Here is a 16,388-nt window from a genome sequence, read left to right on the forward strand (position 1 = left end):
CCGCTGCCCGCGCGACCGTCTCCGGCCTTAGTGCGTTCAGAACGAGCCTGGAGAACCGCGTCGTGAAGACACCGTCTGCTTTTGCCCGCCATCCGCGTCGATGGATCGCTGCCGCGACTGTCGCGCTCCTCGCCTTCGGCGCTCCCGTCGTCACGGCGGCCCCGGCGTTCGCCGAGGAGATCGTCGCCGTCGAGGCGACGGAAGCTCCGGTCGCACCCGTCGAGGAGTCGGCGCCCGTCGTCGATGAGGTTCCCGCGCCCGAGGCTGAGCCTGTCGAGACGGAGGCTCCGGCTGAGCCTGCACCCGTGGAGCCCGCGCCGGTCGAGACGGAGGCACCCGCTGCTCCGATCGAACCTGCCGCTCCGGCTGTCGACCCCGCGCCGGCCCCCTCGCTGAGCGCTCGGGCCGAGGTCGCGACTCCCACCATCACGGTCACCGAGGCGCCGCGCGCCGGCGGGCCGGTCACGGTGAAGGGCACGGGCTTCGCCGCGACCTCGACGGGCATCTACCTGGGCCTCGGCCCGGCCGGCCTGCCCGGCTTCTACCTCGGTTCGGGGTCGCTCGTCGCGTCGGAGACCGTCTGGATCGCCGTCGGAAACACCGCGGGCAACGGTGCGCAGGGCAAGTCCGCGCCTCTCGAGGCTGATGGTTCCTTCTCGCTCACCGTCAACGTTCCGGCGTACACCGATGGCGCCGCCTACGCGCTGTACACCTCTAAGGCGCACGGTCAGGGCTTCACCGACGCGAGCCAGAACACCACGACTCCTGTCGCGTACGCGGCCGTCGTGCCGGAGCCCGTCGTTCCGACCGTCGTCGTGTCGAAGACGACCGGTCTCGACCCGGCCGGTGAGTCGATCACCGTGACAGGTTCGGGCTTCCTTCCCTCGGCTCCCGCGACGAGTGGCACTCGTCCGCCGCTGGCCGGCAAGTTCACCGGCGCCTACGTCGTCTTCGGATCGTTCCTCGACACCTGGAAGCCGTCCGAGTCGGCACCGTCGACCGCGCGCACGGCCGGCGACACCAAGTGGGGTGTACTCGCCGAGGACATGGCCGCGATCGGCGGTTCGGCTCGCGGTGCGATCGAGATCACCGCTGATGGCACGTTCGAAACCACGCTGACGGCCGCCGAGTTCGACGGCGCTCTCGCCGACGGCAACTTCGGTGTCTACACGTACCCCGGTGGCGGCGCGAGCTACGCCCCGTTCGAGACGTTCACTCCCGTTGAGTTCACGCAGGCGACTCCGGTTCCGACCGTCACGGTGTCGAAGACGACTGGACTCGACCCCAAGGGTGAGTCGATCACTGTCACGGGCTCGGGCTTCCTTCCGTCGGCTCCGGCGACGAGTGGCACTCGTCCGCCGCTCGCCGGCAAGTTCACCGGCGCTTACGTCGTCTTCGGATCGTTCCTCGACTCGTGGAAGCCCAGCGAATCTGCACCGTCGACCGCGCGCAAGGCCGGCGACACCAAGTGGGGCGTCCACGCTGAGGACATGGCCGCCATCGGTGGCTCGGCTCGCGGCGCGATCGAGATCAAGCCGGACGGCACGTTCGTGACGACCCTGACCGCTGCCGAGTTCGACGGCGCTCTCGCCGACGGCAACTTCGGTGTCTACACGTACCCCGGTGGCGGCGCGAGCTACGCCCCGTTCGAGACGTTCACTCCCGTTGAGTTCACGCAGGCGACTCCGGTTCCGACCGTCACGGTGTCGAAGACGACTGGACTCGACCCCAAGGGTGAGTCGATCACTGTCACGGGCTCGGGCTTCCTTCCCTCGGCTCCGGCGACGAGTGGCACTCGTCCGCCGCTCGCCGGCAAGTTCACCGGCGCCTACGTCGTCTTCGGATCGTTCCTCGACACCTGGAAGCCCAGCGAGTCGGCTCCGTCGACCGCGCGCAAGGCTGGTGATACGAAGTGGGGTGTTCTCGCTGAGGACATGGCCGCGATCGGCGGTTCGGCTCGTGGTGCGATCGAGATCAAGCCGGACGGCACGTTCGTGACGACGCTGACCGCCGCCGAGTTCGACGGCGCTCTCGCCGACGGCAACTTCGGCGTGTACACGTACCCGGGTGGTGGTGCGTCGTACGCCCCGTTCGAGACGTTCACTCCCGTCGAGTTCGCCGCCGTCATCCCCGAGCCGACGGTCCCCACGGTGACCGTCTCGAAGACGACGGGCCTTGACCCGAAGGGAGAGACGGTCATCGTCTCGGGCAGCGGATTCCTGCCCGGCGCCGACACGACGGGCACCCGCCAGCCGCTCGCCGGCAAGTTCGGCGGTGCGTATATCGTCTTCGGCACGTTCGCCGAGACGTGGAAGCCCTCGGAGAACGCTCCGTCGAACGCTCGCAAGGCGCACGATACCAAGTGGGGCGTTCACGCCGAAGACGTCGCCCTTCTCGGCGGCGCCTCGAGCGGTGCGATCGAGATCAAGCCCGACGGAACCTTCCAGACGACGCTCTCCGTCGTCAAGGGCTTCGATGGTGCCCTCACCGACGGCCACTACGGCATCTACACCTACTCGGGCAGTGGCGCCAAGGCCGCGTCGTTCGAGACCGCGACGCCGATCAGCTTCTCTGCGGGTGAACCCACCGAACCCACCGAGCCGACCGAGCCCGCTGATCCGACGGATGCCCCGAAGGTGACCGTCTCGAAGTCGACGGGCCTCGACCCCGCCGGTGAGACGATCACCGTCACGGGTTCCGGCTTCGTGCCCGGCAACGGAACGAACGGCTCGCGCCCCCCGCTCGCCGGAAAGTTCGGCGGCGCCTACATCGTGTTCGGCACGTTCGCCGACTCGTGGAAGCCCTCGAAGAACGCGCCGTCGAGCGCGCGTGCTGCCGCCGCGGAGACGTTCTGGGGCGTTCACGCCGATGACGTCGACCTCATCGGAGGCGCGAAGGCGGGTGCCATCCCGATCGCTGCCGACGGCACCTTCTCCGTGAAGATCGCTGTGAAGAAGGGCTTCGCGGGCGCCATCGCGAACGGCAACTACGGCATCTACACCTACGCCGGTTCCGGTGCGACGTACGCCCCCTTCGAGACCTACACGCCCCTGTCGTTCTCGACCGGTGGAGTCACTCCGCCCACGACGCCGCCGACCACTCCTCCGACGACGCCTCCCACGACGCCGCCGACGACCCCTCCCGTGCTGGCACCGACCGCGTCGGGCTCGCTCTCGTGGGGTGTCTCGACGGGCTTCCGTGACTACATCGTCGGCAGGATCGCCCAGGGCAGCATCTCGGTCGCCGGGGGAGCCACGTCATCGGGCTCGAGCTTCAACTTCGGCCAGTCGGGCGGAACCTTCAGCCCCATCACGGGTCTCGGTTCGGCCGACTACGCCGGAAGTGTGCGCTTCACGGGGCACAACGGTCTACTCGACCTCACCTTCGCCTCGCCGACGCTCGTCGTGACGAGCCCGACGACGGGAACCCTCTCGGTCGTCGTCAACGGCAGCCGCGTCGACCTCGCGAACGTCGACCTGGGCTCGGCGAGCCGTTCGGTGAACGGCGGGGCCGTCACCTTCTCGGGAGCCCCCGCGACGTTGACCTCCGCCGGCGCGAACGCCTTCCAGGGCTACTACCCGGCCGGCGAGGCGCTCGACCGCGTCACCGCGACGATCGGCTCGCCCGGTGCGGCACCCGGCGGCAATTCCGGCACCGTCGCGTCGGCACCCGCTGTCGTGACCGCGAGCGCGACGACGATCCCGTCGACGCCGCCCGCGACGACCGGCATCACGCTGGACGCCACGACGGTCGAACAGCTCGCCACCGGCAAGGTCGTGACGATCTCGGTCGACGGCTTCCAGTCGAACGAGACCGGCATCACCGTCGTCGTCTACTCGACGCCGACCGTGCTGGCGCGCGACCTCGTCGCCGATGCCAACGGTGTCGTCACCTGGACGGGTTCGCTTCCCGCGGGCTTCGCGCCCGGTGAGCACACGCTCACTTTCCAGGGCTCGATCTCGAAGGGCATCGTCTTCACGGTTCCCGCTGCGGTCGACGCAGGCTGCGTCATCACCGGCGCGACGCTCGACTGGGGCTTCAAGGCGAGCTTCCGCGACTACATCCAGGGCGGCATCGCCCGGGGCGCGATCGAGGTGCAGGACGGAACCGTCTTCGCCGACGGAACCTTCTCGTGGGCGAACGGCACGGGCGTCTTCGACCCCGAGACGAACGCCGGACTCGCGACCTTCGCCGGAGGCATCCGTTTCACCGGCCACGAGGGTGTGCTCGACACGACCGTGTCGGCGCCCCGCGTCGAGGTCTCGGCCGACGGCTCGGCGTACATCGTGCTCGACATCGTCGGCACGACGCAGTCGGGTGAGCCCGTCTCGGCGCAGGGCGTGCGCTTCGCCGAACTCGACGGCTCGGCGATCGAGCGCGACTCGACCGGCATCCGTTCCTCCGGTGCGGGTGCGACCCTGACCGAGGAGGGCGCCGCCGCGTTCGGCACCTACCCGGCCGGGGAAGAGCTCGACCCCGTCGTGTTCGACCTGCCGCTCGGTGAATGCCAGGTGGCTCCCGTCGCCGAGGCCGACGAGGAGGAGGCGCCCGTCGCCGCCGAGACGTCCGCCGCGGGCGACACCGATGAGCCGGCCTCGCTCTCGTGGCTCGTGTGGGTCGGCGCGGCAGTGCTCGCACTCCTCGTCATCGGCGCCATCGTGCTCATCGCCCGTCGCCGCCGCGCGACGAGCTGACCCAGCGCCATCCGACTGCGCCGCACTCCACCCGGAGTGCGGCCCCGTCGGCATGAGCGCAGATCGGTGAACGGTACGGATCGGCGTGAGAGACAATAGAGGGGTGAGTGATCCCGAAACCCCGCAGGAGCCCGTCGACGTCACCGAGGTGACCGAAGACGAAGTGGTCGTGCGGCGCGCTCCGCGCTACGGCAGGTTCATGCTCATCGGCTTCGTGCTCGGCGCGATCACGGCGCTCGTCCTCACGTTCGCCTTCCCCGACAACCCCGACTTCGATCGGGGCCAGGTCTTCGGCTTCCTCCTGCTCGGCTTCGGCGCCGCAGGCATCGCCCTCGCCTCGCTCGTCGCGCTCGTGCTCGACCGCGTGTTCTCGAAGCGCTCCCGCTCGGCGATCGCCGAGCACGAGGCGACGCACCGCTCGACCGACTGACGGCGCCCCGCAGCGCGCGGCGGTCGACGAACGGATGGCGGCCTCACCGTCATCCGCCTAGGAAAGCTGTGTGCGCTCGACCCACTCGAGGTATTCGGGCGTGACCGAGCCGGTGACGTATTCGCCCGTGAAGCATGACATGTCGAGGCGTTCGATCGAGGTGCCCTCGGTGATCGCGGCCTGCAGGTCGTCGACCTCCTGGAAAATCATGTGGTCGGCGCCGAGCTCGGCGGCGATCTCGGGGATCTTGCGGCCGTGCGCGATGAGCTCGGAACGCGACGGCATGTTGATGCCGTAGACGTGCGGGAAGCGCACGGGCGGCGCGGCCGACGAGAACGTGACCTTGTTCGCACCGGCGGCGCGGGCCATCTCGACGATCTCCTTCGAGGTCGTTCCGCGCACGATCGAGTCGTCGACGATGAGAATGTTCTTGCCCGCGAACTCGGTGCCCATGGCGTTGAGCTTCTGACGCACCGACTTCCGACGCTGCGCCTGCCCCGGCATGATGAACGTACGGCCGACGTAGCGGTTCTTGAAGAAGCCCTCGCGGTACTCGATGCCGAGCTTCTGCGCGACCTGCATGGCCGCAGGGCGTGACGAGTCGGGGATCGGCATGACGACGTCGATGTCTCCGAGGGGCATGTGCTGCTCGACGGTGCCGGCGAGGCGGTCGCCCATGCGGAGGCGGGCCTCGTAGACCGAGATGCCGTTCATGATCGAGTCAGGGCGGGCGAGATAAACGTACTCGAACGAGCACGGCACGAGCACGGGGCTCTTCGCGCACTGGCGTGAGATCATCTCGCCGTCGAGCGTGATGAAGATCGCCTCACCCGGGGCGACATCGCGCACGATCTCGTAGTCGCCGTTCTCGAGCACGAGCGACTCGGAGGCGACGATCCACTCTTCCTTGCCGGCCTCGGTGAGGCGACGGCCGAGGATGAGCGGGCGGATGCCGAAGGGGTCGCGGAACGCGAGCAGACCGTAGCCGGCGATCATCGCGATGACGGCGTACGAACCCTCGACGCGCTCGTGCACCTGGGCGACGGCCTCGAAGACCTGGTCGGGGTCGAGCTCGAGACCCTTGATCTGGCCCTGCAGCTCGGTCGCGAGGACGTTGAGGAGCATCTCGGTGTCGCTCGCGCTGTTGACGTGACGGCGGTCGATCGAGAACAGGTCGGTCGACAGCTCACGGGTGTTCGTGAGGTTGCCGTTGTGCACGAGGATGATGCCGTACGGAGCGTTCACGTAGAACGGCTGCGCCTCTTCTTCACGCTCGGCCGCGCCCTTCGTGGCGTAGCGCACGTGACCGAGGCCCATGTTGCCGAGCAGGGCGCGCATGTCGCGCGTGCGGAACGCCTCGCGGACCTGGCCCTTCGCCTTGGCGATGTGGAAGATGCTCGACGAATCGGCGGTCGCGATTCCTGTGGAGTCCTGGCCGCGGTGCTGGAGGAGCAGCAGGCTGTCGTAGATCTGCTGGTTGACCGGGTCTGTAGAGACGATGCCGACGATGCCGCACATACTGGGCGTTTGCTCCGGAGTGTCAGGGGGATCGCCCGGATCCGGGCAGGTCGATTCTTCCACACTCCGGCTGAGCGGATGCCGCGTGCGATCCTCCCGGGCGGGCGGCGCTCAGCGGCGCTCGGCTCAGGCGAGCTCCGCGATGATCGGGTGGATGGCGGCGTCGAAGGCGACGGGATCGGCGCGGAGCGCATCGGTCACGGCGATCGTGAGCGATCCGATCCACCAGACGCCGCGCTCGGTGAAGGGCAGCACCTCGACGTTCAGCTCGAACGAGTGCGCGCGTCGACCGACCTCGCGTTCGTGCTCGGCGATCGTTCCGGCGTACGCGCGGTAGCTGTCACCGTGCCGGGCGCCCGAGGCCCGCGGGTAGCCCTGCGCGGCGCGCTCGGCCCACGCGCGGCTCTCCGCCGCGAAGGGCGTGATCGCCTGGGCGAGGAGTTCGGCGCCCTCGATCGGCAGGGCGACATCAGTGCCGTAGCTCTCGAGGAGCGCGAGCGGAGTGGGTGACGGGTGCGCCTCGGGCTCGACGGTCATCATCCACCACGAGCGCCACTGCCGTTCGAGGAGGTCCTGCACGTCGACCTCGCGCACTCCGGGTGGGGCGGGTGCGACGCCGCGGAGCCTCGGCAGGTCGGTCGGCGAGGCGATCCCGAGCCTGTCGCGCAGGTAGAGGGCGAGCAGTACGAGGCGGCTCGCGTTCTCGCGAACTACCCACGATGGCCCTGCACCGGCGTGCATGCCCACAGAATACGCGTGGTCCCCACCGCAGAACACCCTGTTCGCAATTCAGGTCGGCGCACGTGTCGCGCCCCCGACTGCCCACTGTCGCCGCGCGACACGCCTGTGGCTACCTGAATTGCGCACACGACGCGGCGGGGAGGGGTGGGGATGACTCGGGCGGTAGTCTGGGCGGGTGAGCGCGAACTCTTCCTATGCCGCTGCCGGAGTCGACACTGCGGCGGGAGATCTGGCCGTCGAACTGATGAAGGAGGCCGTCGCTCGCACGCACACGTCGAACGTGCTCGGCGGGGTCGGCGGATTCGCCGGACTCTTCGACCTCTCGTTCGCCAAGGACTATGCGCGGCCGCTGCTCGCGACATCCACCGACGGCGTCGGCACGAAGGTCGCCATCGCCCAGGCGATCGACAAGCACGACACCATCGGTCAGGACCTCGTCGGCATGGTCGTCGACGACATCGTCGTGGTCGGTGCGAAGCCGCTCTTCATGACCGACTACATCGCGTGCGGCAAGGTCGTTCCCGAGCGCATCGCGTCGATCGTCGCGGGCATCGCGCGCGCGTGCGCCGACACGGGCACCGCACTCGTCGGCGGCGAGACCGCGGAGCACCCCGGCCTTCTCGGAGTCGACGACTACGACGTCGCCGGTGCCGCGGTCGGCATCGTCGAGGCCGACCGTCTGCTCGGCGCCGATCGCGTGGCCGACGGCGACGTCGTCATCGCGATCGCCTCGAGCGGCCTGCACTCGAACGGCTACTCGCTCGTGCGCCACATCCTCGCCGAGAAGAAGATCGGCTTCACCGATCACTCCGACGAGCTCGGCGCGAGCTGGGGCGAAGCGCTCCTCGAGCCGACGCGCCTCTACACCGGGCCGCTCGTCAAGCTCCTCGAGAACGACCGGCTCGCGCCATCCGTCCACTCGCTCTCGCACGTCACGGGCGGCGGAATCGCCGCGAACCTCGCGCGCGTGCTGCCCGTCGGCTCGTGGGTCGAGCTCGACCGCTCGACGTGGTCGCCGCTGCCCGTCTTCCGGGTGCTGAGCGACCTCGCGGGCTCGACGCTCGAGAGCTCGGAAGGCACGTGGAACCTCGGCGTCGGCATGTTCGCCGTCGTCGCAGCCGACCAGGCCACCGCGATCATCGACGAGCTCGCCGTCCTCGGCCTCGACGCGTGGCGCACCGGAACCGTCTCGATCGGCGCGCGCGACCTCGCCGGCTTCGAGCAGGGCGCCAAGGGCGTCGACGGCGGCGCCGTGCGCCTCATCGGGTCGTACGCGAGCTAGTCGGTCTGCTCCAGCGCGTGGATGATCGCGAGGAGCGTCGTGCGGAACCCCTCTTCGTTCGGGATGTCGGGGAAGACGTCCGACTCGATCGTCGCGATCGTCGACCACGCGCGCTCGCCGGCGGCCGTGCGCGACACGACGTGGCGACGCCGATCGGCGGGGTCTGAGCCCCGCTCGACGAGCCCCTCGCGCACGAGGCGATCGACGGTGCGCGACATCGTCTGCGCTTCGACGCGCGCGAGACGGGCGAGTTCGGCCTGACTCGCCGAGCCGTGCTCGAGGTGGTGCAGCACGATGAGGCCGGCGTGCGTGAGGCCCGCGCGATCGAGGCGCTCGGACCACGCCTGCTCGACCATGCGCGCGGCCGTCGACAGCAGTCGACCCGTCGACCAGTCGTGTTCGGCGACCGGTCGATCGTGATGCGCGGCGGGGGTGGGCATGACTCCATCGTAGTGCTACGCTGACGAATAGTAAGCCTACTGACTACTAACCGAGTTAGGTGATTATGTCGTCTTCACGCCGCTGGATCGGCCTCGTCTTCATCAGCATCGCCGTGTCGCTCATCATCGTCGACTCGACCATCGTCAACGTCGCGATTCCGTCGATCATCGACGACCTCGGCATCTCGTCGACGCAGGTGCAGTGGGTGCAGGAGTCGTACACGCTCGTCTTCGCCGCCCTGCTGCTCGTGTTCGGCACCCTCGCCGACCGCTTCGGGCGGCGGAGGCTCATGCTCATCGGTGTCGCGATCTTCGCGGCATCCTCGGTCGTCGCCGCGCTCTCGCAGAGCGGCGACGCCCTCATCGCGGCCCGCCTCGTGCAGGGCGTCGGCGGAGCGATGGTGCTGCCGACGACGCTCTCGCTCATCAACGCGACGTTCCGCGGTCGTGAGCGCGGCATCGCCTTCGCGGTGTGGGGCTCGACGATCGGCGGTATGGCGGCCCTCGGCCCGCTGCTCGGCGGATGGCTGACGACCGCGTTCTCGTGGCGCTGGGCGTTCGGCATCAACGTGCCGCTCGGCATCATCATCATCGTCGGCGTGCTGTGGGCCGTGAAGGAGTCGCGCGAAGAGCGGGGTCGCGCCGGCATCGACGTCGTCGGCGCCGTGCTCTCGGTCGTCACGAGTGCGACCCTCGTCTTCGGTCTCATCGAGGGGCGCACCCTCGGCTGGTGGGGTGTGGAGTCACCATTCACGATCGGCGGATGGACCTGGCCGTTCGATCTCTCGCCGATCCCGATCTCGTTCGCGATCGCGCTCATCGGAGGCATCCTCTTCGTCGTCTGGGGGCGTCGTCGCGAACGACTCGGCCAACCCGCGATGCTCTCGTTCGCGCTCTTCTCGATCCCGTCGTTCCGCAACGGCAACCTCGCGGCGATGATCGTGTCGCTCGGCGAGTTCGGCGTCATCCTCTCGTTGCCGCTCTGGCTGCAGAACGTGCTCGGCTTCGATGCGCTGCAGACCGGCTTCGTGCTGCTCGCCCTCGCGATCGGGTCGTTCCTCGCGAGCGGCGTCTCGACGGTGCTCACGAAGCGCATCAGCACCGTCGCGATGGTGCGCATCGGACTCGGCGCCGAGATCGTCGGCATCGCGGCGCTCGGCTTCGTCATCTCGCCGGATGCCGCGTGGCCGCTGCTCCTGCCGTGCCTCTTCGTCTACGGCTTCGGTGTCGGACTCGCGACCGCGCAGCTCACGGGCGTCGTGCTGAAGGACGTGCCGATCGAGCAGAGCGGGCAGGGCTCGGGCACGCAGAGCACCGCGCGGCAGGTCGGCTCGGCACTCGGCATCGCGATCCTCGGCACGATCCTCTTCACCTCGACCGGCGCCGTGCTCTCGTCGACGCTCGACGACCGGGGTGTACCCGCCGCCGAGCGCGATCAACTCGTCTCGACGGTCGTCGACAGCGCGGGCGCGGCGATCGCCGGGCTCGACACGAACCCCGCGACGGCGCCCTACGTCGACGACGCGAAGCTCGCCTTCTCGGACGGCACCCGCTACGCCGCGTTCTCGGCCGCCGGCTTCCTGGCGCTCGGCTTCCTCGCGACGCTCCGGCTCTCGTCGGGCCGCCCCGACGAGACGGATGACGCGGAGGTCGCCCGCGCGGACGCGCCGCGCACCTAACCGCGGGCACCCGGCCTGTCGGCCGGTTGCCGGCTGACCGCACGTTGAGAATCGCCGTTTGTGTCGATAGTCGCCGGTCTACCGGGTCATCTCGACGCAAACGGCGACACTCGGTGGTGTGCGTGCGCGCGAGTGTGCGTGCCTGCGCGCGGGACTGTGCCTGCGCGTGCGCGACCGTGTGCACGTGCGGGACTGTGCTTGCGCGCGGGCGCGCTGACGAGCGCGGGCACGCGAGTGCGCCCGGGCGATCGAGGATCGAGGTCAGGTCGCGCTAAGCGCGCTTCTGGCCGTCTTCCGAGACGAACGTGTCATCGTCGTCGTCGGCGTCGATCCACTTCGAATAGTCGGGCTCATCGGGATGCGAGAGCTCGCGTTCGAGGGCACTGTAGTCGGTGTTTGGGCTGAAGTACTTCAGCTCCCGAGCTACCTTGGTGTGCTTTGCTTTCTGACGGCCGCGCCCCATGCGTGACCCCCTTACGACTTAGGCCGGGCAAGACGAGGTCGACCGGCACTTCTGAATGATATGAATCCTGAATCGTAGTTTAGCACCGCTGTATGACCCAAACGGGAGGCGACGCCCCCCGGTCGCGTGGGAGCGCGATCAAGGCTCGACGTGCTGAGATGGAGGAGTGACTGCGAGCCGCACGCCCCTCCCCGTCGTGGTCGTCGGTGCCGGGCAGGCCGGACTCTCCGTCGCCTACTACCTGCGTCGTTTCGACCTCGTTCCGGGAGTGGATTTCCTCGTGCTCGACCGGGGCGCGACCGCGGGCGGCGCCTGGCAGTACCGGTGGGATGCGCTCACCCTCGGGTCGGCTCACCGCGTCAACGACCTCCCCGGGCTCGATGCCCTCGGTCTCTCGTTCGACCACGCCGATCGCACCCGGCCCGCGAGCGAGGTCGTCACCGAGTACTACGCCCGCTACGAGGAGCACTACGACCTGCAGGTCCGACGCCCCATCGACGTGCGCGCGGTGCGGAACGCGGGCGCCGACCTCCGCATCGAGTACCGCGATCTCGCCGAGCCTGAGGCGGTGCCCGAGCCGGCTCCCGAACCTGAGCCCGAGCCCGCACCGCGCGGCTTCTTCGGTCGGTTCGGACGACGACGAGCGGATGACGCGGAGCCCGAACCTGCCCGTGAGCCCGAGCTGCCGTCGCTCACCGCGCGCATCCTCGTAAACGCGACGGGCACGTGGGGAGCGCCGTTCCGGCCGCACTATCCCGGTGCGGCATCGTTCGCCGGGCGTCAGGTGCACACCGCCGACTACGTGACGGCCGAGGAGTTCCGCGATCAACGCGTCATCGTCGTCGGTGGGGGCACATCGGCCATCGGCTTCATGCTCGAACTCGAGCGCGTGGCATCCCACCTCACCTGGGTCGCGCGCCGACCGATCGACTGGCTCGACCGCGCCGACCTCGACGTCGAAGGGGCGTCGGCGGCCGTCGCCATGCAGGACGAGGCCGCGCGTGCGGGGCGGGCGCTGCCGAGCATCGTGAGCGGCACGGGCGTGCCGATGTCGCGCCGCTTCGCCGCGGGCATCGCGCGGGGGCTCCTCGTCGCCCGCCCGATGTTCGAGCGCATCGAGCCCGACGGCGTGCGCTTCGCCGACGGAACGTTCGAGCCGGCCGACGCGATCATCTGGGCGACGGGGTTCCGCCCCGACGTGCGACACCTCGCTCCGCTCCGACTGCGGAGCGCCGACGGCGGGCTCATCGTCGCGAACGGCGAGTCGTGGACCGACCCGCGCGTGTTCCTCGCGGGATACGGGCCGCAGGCCTCGACGATCGGCGCCAATCGCGCGGGCCGCATGATCGCCCGTCAGATCGTCGGCATGCTCTAACGCGCGCGCGCGTCATCCCGCGCCGGCGTCATCCCTCCCGCGCGTCATCCCGCGCCCGCCGCGTCCGCTCGAAAGGTCAATCGCGCGGGGTGCGCACGCCCCCGCACCCCCACGGATCGCCCTCTCGAATGTTTCGCCCCGGGCCGAGAGGTCGATTTCTCGGGGTGTATGTGCTCGCGCACCCCGAGCGATTGACCTTTCGCCGCTCGGCCAATCGAGTGGGCGATTCCTCGGGGTGCGCACGCCCCACACCCCCACGAATTGACCTTTCGAGTGTTTAGCCCCGGGCCGAGAGGGCGATTTCTCGGGGTGTGTGTGCTCGCGCACCCCGAGCGATTGACCTTTCGGCGGGAGGCACGAGGCGAGGGCGCGAGGCGAGCGAGCGGGGGGTTATGAGGCGAGAGCGGGGATAGGAGGCGAGTGCGGGAGGTACGAGGCGCGGGCGTCAGCGACGCGGCTTCGCGGGGGCCTTCACGTGCGGGCGCCTCGCGACGGGGCGCACGGGCTCGCCGCGGCGGTCCTGGCCGGGCAGGGGGCGCGAGCGGCGTCCGTAGAGCACATCCGACGAGTCGAGCAGCCACGGCACGAGGGTCACCGTCACGCCGTGCACGAGCATGAGCTTCTGGCGCACGCGACGAGCCTTGTGATTGTGCAGCAGCGCTTCCCACCAGTGCCCGACGATGTACTGCGGCATGTAGATCGTGACGACCTCCGAGCCGTGCTCGGCCCGGCGCTCCTTGAGGTACTGGATGAGCGGGTACGTCATGTCGCGGTACGGCGAGTTGAGGATCCGCAGGTGAACGTGGATGTTCTGCTTCACCCAGTCCTTCTTGAGCCGCTTCGTCGCCTCGTCGTCGAGCGAGATGTGCACGGCCTCGATGGAGGCGTGCTGCGCGGCGATCGCGTAGTCGAGGGCCTTCAGCACGGGCTTCTGCATGCGCCCCACGAGCACGATCGCGTGGTCGCCCTGTGCGCCGAACGTCGTCGTCGCATCGACCGCGATCTCACGCTCCACGTCGCGGTAGTACCGGTGCACGCCGAGCATGAGCACGAAGAGGATGGGCATCATCACGAAGACGATCCACGCGCCGTGCGTGAACTTCGTGATCGTCACGACGATGAGCACCGAGGCCGTCATGAGCGCGCCCACGAAGTTGATGACGAGTGCTCGCATGATGGCCGCGCGAGTCATCCGTTCGTCGCCCTTGCGCTTCTTCGGCGACGTGAGCTCGCGCAGCCAGTGCTTCACCATGCCCGCCTGGCCGAGCGTGAACGAGACGAACACGCCGATGATGTAGAGCTGGATGAGCACGGTCAGGTTCGCCTGGAAGACGACGAGGATGACGCACGCGGCGAGAGCGAGGATCAGCACGCCGTTCGAGAAGATGAGGCGGTCGCCGCGGGTCGAGAGCGCCTTCGGTGCGTAGCCGTCGCGGGCGAGCACCGATCCGAGCAGCGGGAAGCCGTTGAACGCGGTATTGGCCGCGAGCAGGAGCACGAGCGCCGTCGCCGCTTGGATGACGAAGAAGAAGATCGTGTTGTCGCCGAACGTCGCCGCGGCGACCTGGGCGATGAGGCTGCGTTGCGGTTCTGTCGCGCACTCGGCCCAGCCGATGAGGTGGCACGGGTTCTCGGCGTAGTGCACGTTCGAGATGAGGGCGAGGGCGGTGAGGCCGGCGAACAGCAGGATCGCCGTGACGCCCATGATGACGAGGGTCTGCTGCGCGTTCTTGACCTTCGGAACGCGGAAGGCGGGAACACCGTTCGAGATGGCCTCGACCCCGGTGAGGGCCGAGCATCCGCTCGCGAAGGAGCGGAGCAGCAGCAGCACGATCGCCGCGTGCGTGAGGTTCTCGGCCTGCACCGCGTACTGCGCCGACTCGGCGACGGGGGCGTCGCCGACGAACGCGCGGAGGAGACCCGTCACGATCATGACCGCGACGCTGCCGATGAAGAGATACGTCGGGATCGCGAACGCCTTCGACGACTCGCTCACTCCGCGGAGGTTCACGGCGGCGAGGAGGATGACGAAGACGACGGCGAGCTCGACGCGGAACGGGTTCAGCTCGGGGAACGCCGAGATGATGTTGTCGACACCCGACGCGACCGAGACGACGACCGTCATCACGTAGTCGACGAGGAGGGCTGCTGCGACGACGAGCCCGGCCTTCTCGCCGAGGTTCTTGTGCGCGACCTCATAGTCGCCGCCGCCCGAGGGGTACGCCTTGATGAGCTGGCGGTAGCTGACGACGACGGTGATGAGCAGCACGACGACCGCGAGCGCGACCCACGGCGCGAGGCTCAGGAACGCGAGCCCGCCGATCATGAGGATCATGAGCAGCTCTTGGGGCGCGTACGCGACCGACGAGAGCGGGTCGCTCGCGAAGATCGGCAGTGCAAGCTTCTTCGGCAGCAGCTGCCCCTCGAGCTTCTCGGTCGGCAGCGGGTCGCCGATGATCCAGTTCTTGGGGGACTTGATCTCGGCAGGCGGGTTGTCGGGGGTCGGCCCCTCAGTGGTCACGGCGGATGACACTACTCCGAGTGCGGCCGAAGTCAAGTGGTGGCGGGTCAGCGCGTCAGCAGGTAGGCGACGGCCGCCGTTCCGACCGCGAGCGCGAGCGTCACGACGAGGTTCGCGAGGGCGGCGCGCCAGTGCTTTCCGAGGGCGAGTTCGACGGTGTCGACGCTCCACGTGCTGAACGTCGTGAGCCCTCCGCAGAAACCCGTGAGGATGATGAGCGACCACTCGTCGGAGAGGGCCGCGCGCTCGGCCAGACCGAGGACCGCGCCGCCGATCGCCGAGCCGACGACGTTCGCGATGAGGATGCCGGGGGCGAGGCGACCGGCCTTCGCGGGGAATCGCTGCGAGAGCCCGAACCGCGCGAGGGCGCCGACGACACCGCCGAGGACGACGGCGAGAACGACTCCCGCCATCACGATGTCGCTCCCGAGCGACCGCCGAGTCGCAGTCCGATGAGTGCTGCGGCGAAACCGGCGACGACCGTGACTATGACATAAATGGCCGCGAGAGGTGCCGCACCGGCATCCGTCATCGCGACCGCCGACACCGCGACTGCCGAGAGCGTCGTGAACGACCCGAGGAGGCCCGGGCCGAGCCCGGCCTTGAGCCATGCGGGGGTCGTCTCGCGCTTCCAGAGCGAACCCGTGAGCGCGCCGAGCGTGAAGGCGCCGACGATGTTGATGAGGAGGGTCGACACGGGGAAGTCGCCCCCGCCGTGCGGAAGCGCGAGGTCGAGGGCGAGTCGCAGCGCCGTGCCGATCGCTCCACCGAGCGCGACGGCCACGAGGGTGCGGATCATGACGTCGGCTGCACGGCCTCGATGACGCGGCCGAGTGATTCCCGCAGCTCGGTGAGCTCGTCGATGCTCATGCCGAGCCGTTCGACGACGGCCGGCGGGATGCCGAGCGCCTGCTCCCGCAGAGCGCGCCCCTCGGGCGTCAGGCGGATGTCGAGGGTGCGCTCATCGCCGACGCGGCGCGAGCGGTCGACGTAGCCCTGCGACTCGAGGCGCTTGAGCAACGGCGACAGGGTCGCGGGGTCGAGCTGCAGCGCGCGAGCGAGGTCGCGCTGACTCTGCGGTTCGATGCCCCACAGGGAGAGCATCACGAGGTACTGCGGGTGCGTGAGTCCGAGCGGTTCGAGAAGCGGGCGGTAAGCGCCGATGACGCCGCGCGCTGCGACCGCGAGGGCGAAGCAGACCTGGTTCTCGAGGGCGAGGAGGTCGGGCTCGTCGCTCATGCTGCC

At 69.2% G+C, this 16,388-nt stretch carries 13 protein-coding genes; 5 read left to right on the forward strand and 8 right to left on the reverse strand.

All coding sequences use genetic code 11. The features are described 5' to 3' along the window. Positions 1 to 62 precede the first annotated feature (62 nt). A complete protein-coding gene (locus tag BJ972_RS17745; protein WP_179419952.1) occupies positions 63 to 4,694 on the forward strand; it encodes an HtaA domain-containing protein in 4,632 nt (1,543 codons plus the stop codon). A 103-nt stretch (positions 4,695 to 4,797) separates the two neighbouring features. Then, complete coding sequence (locus BJ972_RS13875) at positions 4,798 to 5,124, forward strand: hypothetical protein (RefSeq protein WP_218851017.1); 327 nt, start codon at positions 4,798 to 4,800, stop codon at positions 5,122 to 5,124. Positions 5,125 to 5,181: 57 nt separating this feature from the next. Here the strand turns inward: BJ972_RS13875 and purF are convergent, their stop codons facing one another. Both purF and BJ972_RS13885 read right to left on the reverse strand, forming a co-directional pair. Beyond that, positions 5,182 to 6,642 carry an amidophosphoribosyltransferase gene (purF, locus tag BJ972_RS13880; protein ID WP_129176418.1) on the reverse strand — a complete coding sequence of 487 codons (1,461 nt, stop codon included), beginning with the start codon at positions 6,640 to 6,642 and terminating at the stop codon, positions 5,182 to 5,184. Between the two features lie 126 nt (positions 6,643 to 6,768). Beyond that, on the reverse strand, positions 6,769 to 7,383 hold the full coding sequence (locus BJ972_RS13885; protein ID WP_129176416.1) for a zinc-binding alcohol dehydrogenase: 615 nt from the start codon (positions 7,381 to 7,383) through the stop codon (positions 6,769 to 6,771). A 175-nt stretch (positions 7,384 to 7,558) separates the two neighbouring features. Between BJ972_RS13885 and purM the strand changes: the two genes are divergently transcribed. Continuing rightward, positions 7,559 to 8,665: a phosphoribosylformylglycinamidine cyclo-ligase gene (purM, locus tag BJ972_RS13890; RefSeq protein WP_129176415.1), complete on the forward strand. Its 1,107-nt coding sequence runs from the start codon at positions 7,559 to 7,561 to the stop codon at positions 8,663 to 8,665. On the opposite strand, the gene BJ972_RS13895 is transcribed toward purM, so the two are convergent. Next, positions 8,662 to 9,105 (reverse strand): MarR family winged helix-turn-helix transcriptional regulator, encoded by a 444-nt coding sequence (locus tag BJ972_RS13895; RefSeq protein ID WP_129176413.1) that lies wholly within the window; start codon positions 9,103 to 9,105, stop codon positions 8,662 to 8,664. The genes purM and BJ972_RS13895 overlap by 4 nt on opposite strands. A 65-nt stretch (positions 9,106 to 9,170) precedes the next feature. Between BJ972_RS13895 and BJ972_RS13900 the strand changes: the two genes are divergently transcribed. Beyond that, positions 9,171 to 10,784, forward strand: coding sequence for a DHA2 family efflux MFS transporter permease subunit (locus BJ972_RS13900; RefSeq protein ID WP_129176411.1), 1,614 nt, complete (start codon positions 9,171 to 9,173; stop codon positions 10,782 to 10,784). 271 nt (positions 10,785 to 11,055) lie between these two features. On the opposite strand, the gene BJ972_RS13905 is transcribed toward BJ972_RS13900, so the two are convergent. After that, complete coding sequence (locus BJ972_RS13905; RefSeq protein WP_129176409.1) at positions 11,056 to 11,247, reverse strand: DUF3073 domain-containing protein; 192 nt, start codon at positions 11,245 to 11,247, stop codon at positions 11,056 to 11,058. Positions 11,248 to 11,413: 166 nt separating this feature from the next. Here BJ972_RS13905 and BJ972_RS13910 point away from each other — a divergent pair, with 166 nt between their 5' ends. Then, positions 11,414 to 12,622, forward strand: a complete 1,209-nt coding sequence (locus BJ972_RS13910) for an NAD(P)-binding domain-containing protein (protein ID WP_129176407.1) — start codon at positions 11,414 to 11,416, stop codon at positions 12,620 to 12,622. A 445-nt stretch (positions 12,623 to 13,067) separates the two neighbouring features. Here the strand turns inward: BJ972_RS13910 and BJ972_RS13915 are convergent, their stop codons facing one another. From BJ972_RS13915 to BJ972_RS13930, 4 genes are read right to left on the reverse strand one after another with little or no spacing between them, the layout of a single operon-like run. Next, a complete protein-coding gene (locus BJ972_RS13915; RefSeq protein ID WP_373366829.1) occupies positions 13,068 to 15,143 on the reverse strand; it encodes an APC family permease in 2,076 nt (691 codons plus the stop codon). A 47-nt stretch (positions 15,144 to 15,190) separates the two neighbouring features. Beyond that, the gene (gene crcB / locus BJ972_RS13920) at positions 15,191 to 15,556 is read right to left on the reverse strand and encodes a fluoride efflux transporter CrcB (RefSeq protein ID WP_129176405.1); all 366 of its coding nucleotides are present in this window, start codon (positions 15,554 to 15,556) and stop codon (positions 15,191 to 15,193) included. Beyond that, on the reverse strand, positions 15,556 to 15,942 hold the full coding sequence (locus BJ972_RS13925; RefSeq protein WP_129176403.1) for a fluoride efflux transporter FluC: 387 nt from the start codon (positions 15,940 to 15,942) through the stop codon (positions 15,556 to 15,558). The genes crcB and BJ972_RS13925 overlap by 1 nt, the downstream gene beginning before the upstream one ends. Beyond that, positions 15,939 to 16,382 carry a MarR family winged helix-turn-helix transcriptional regulator gene (locus BJ972_RS13930; protein WP_129176401.1) on the reverse strand — a complete coding sequence of 148 codons (444 nt, stop codon included), beginning with the start codon at positions 16,380 to 16,382 and terminating at the stop codon, positions 15,939 to 15,941. Before BJ972_RS13930 ends, BJ972_RS13925 begins: the two co-directional genes overlap by 4 nt. Positions 16,383 to 16,388: the final 6 nt, after the last annotated feature.

This window comes from Agromyces atrinae, from assembly GCF_013407835.1.
Taxonomy (GTDB): Bacteria; Actinomycetota; Actinomycetes; order Actinomycetales; family Microbacteriaceae; genus Agromyces; species Agromyces atrinae.

Coding starts and splice junctions, on each gene's coding strand:
- crcB (WP_129176405.1), bottom strand. CDS start 15,556: ATGGCGGGAGTCGTTCTCGCCGTCGTCCTCGGCGGTGTCGTCGGCGCC.
- BJ972_RS13905 (WP_129176409.1), bottom strand. CDS start 11,247: ATGGGGCGCGGCCGTCAGAAAGCAAAGCACACCAAGGTAGCTCGGGAG.
- BJ972_RS13895 (WP_129176413.1), bottom strand. CDS start 9,105: ATGCCCACCCCCGCCGCGCATCACGATCGACCGGTCGCCGAACACGAC.
- purF (WP_129176418.1), bottom strand. CDS start 6,642: ATGTGCGGCATCGTCGGCATCGTCTCTACAGACCCGGTCAACCAGCAG.
- BJ972_RS13900 (WP_129176411.1), top strand. CDS start 9,171: ATGTCGTCTTCACGCCGCTGGATCGGCCTCGTCTTCATCAGCATCGCC.
- BJ972_RS13930 (WP_129176401.1), bottom strand. CDS start 16,382: ATGAGCGACGAGCCCGACCTCCTCGCCCTCGAGAACCAGGTCTGCTTC.
- BJ972_RS13885 (WP_129176416.1), bottom strand. CDS start 7,383: ATGCACGCCGGTGCAGGGCCATCGTGGGTAGTTCGCGAGAACGCGAGC.
- BJ972_RS13925 (WP_129176403.1), bottom strand. CDS start 15,942: ATGATCCGCACCCTCGTGGCCGTCGCGCTCGGTGGAGCGATCGGCACG.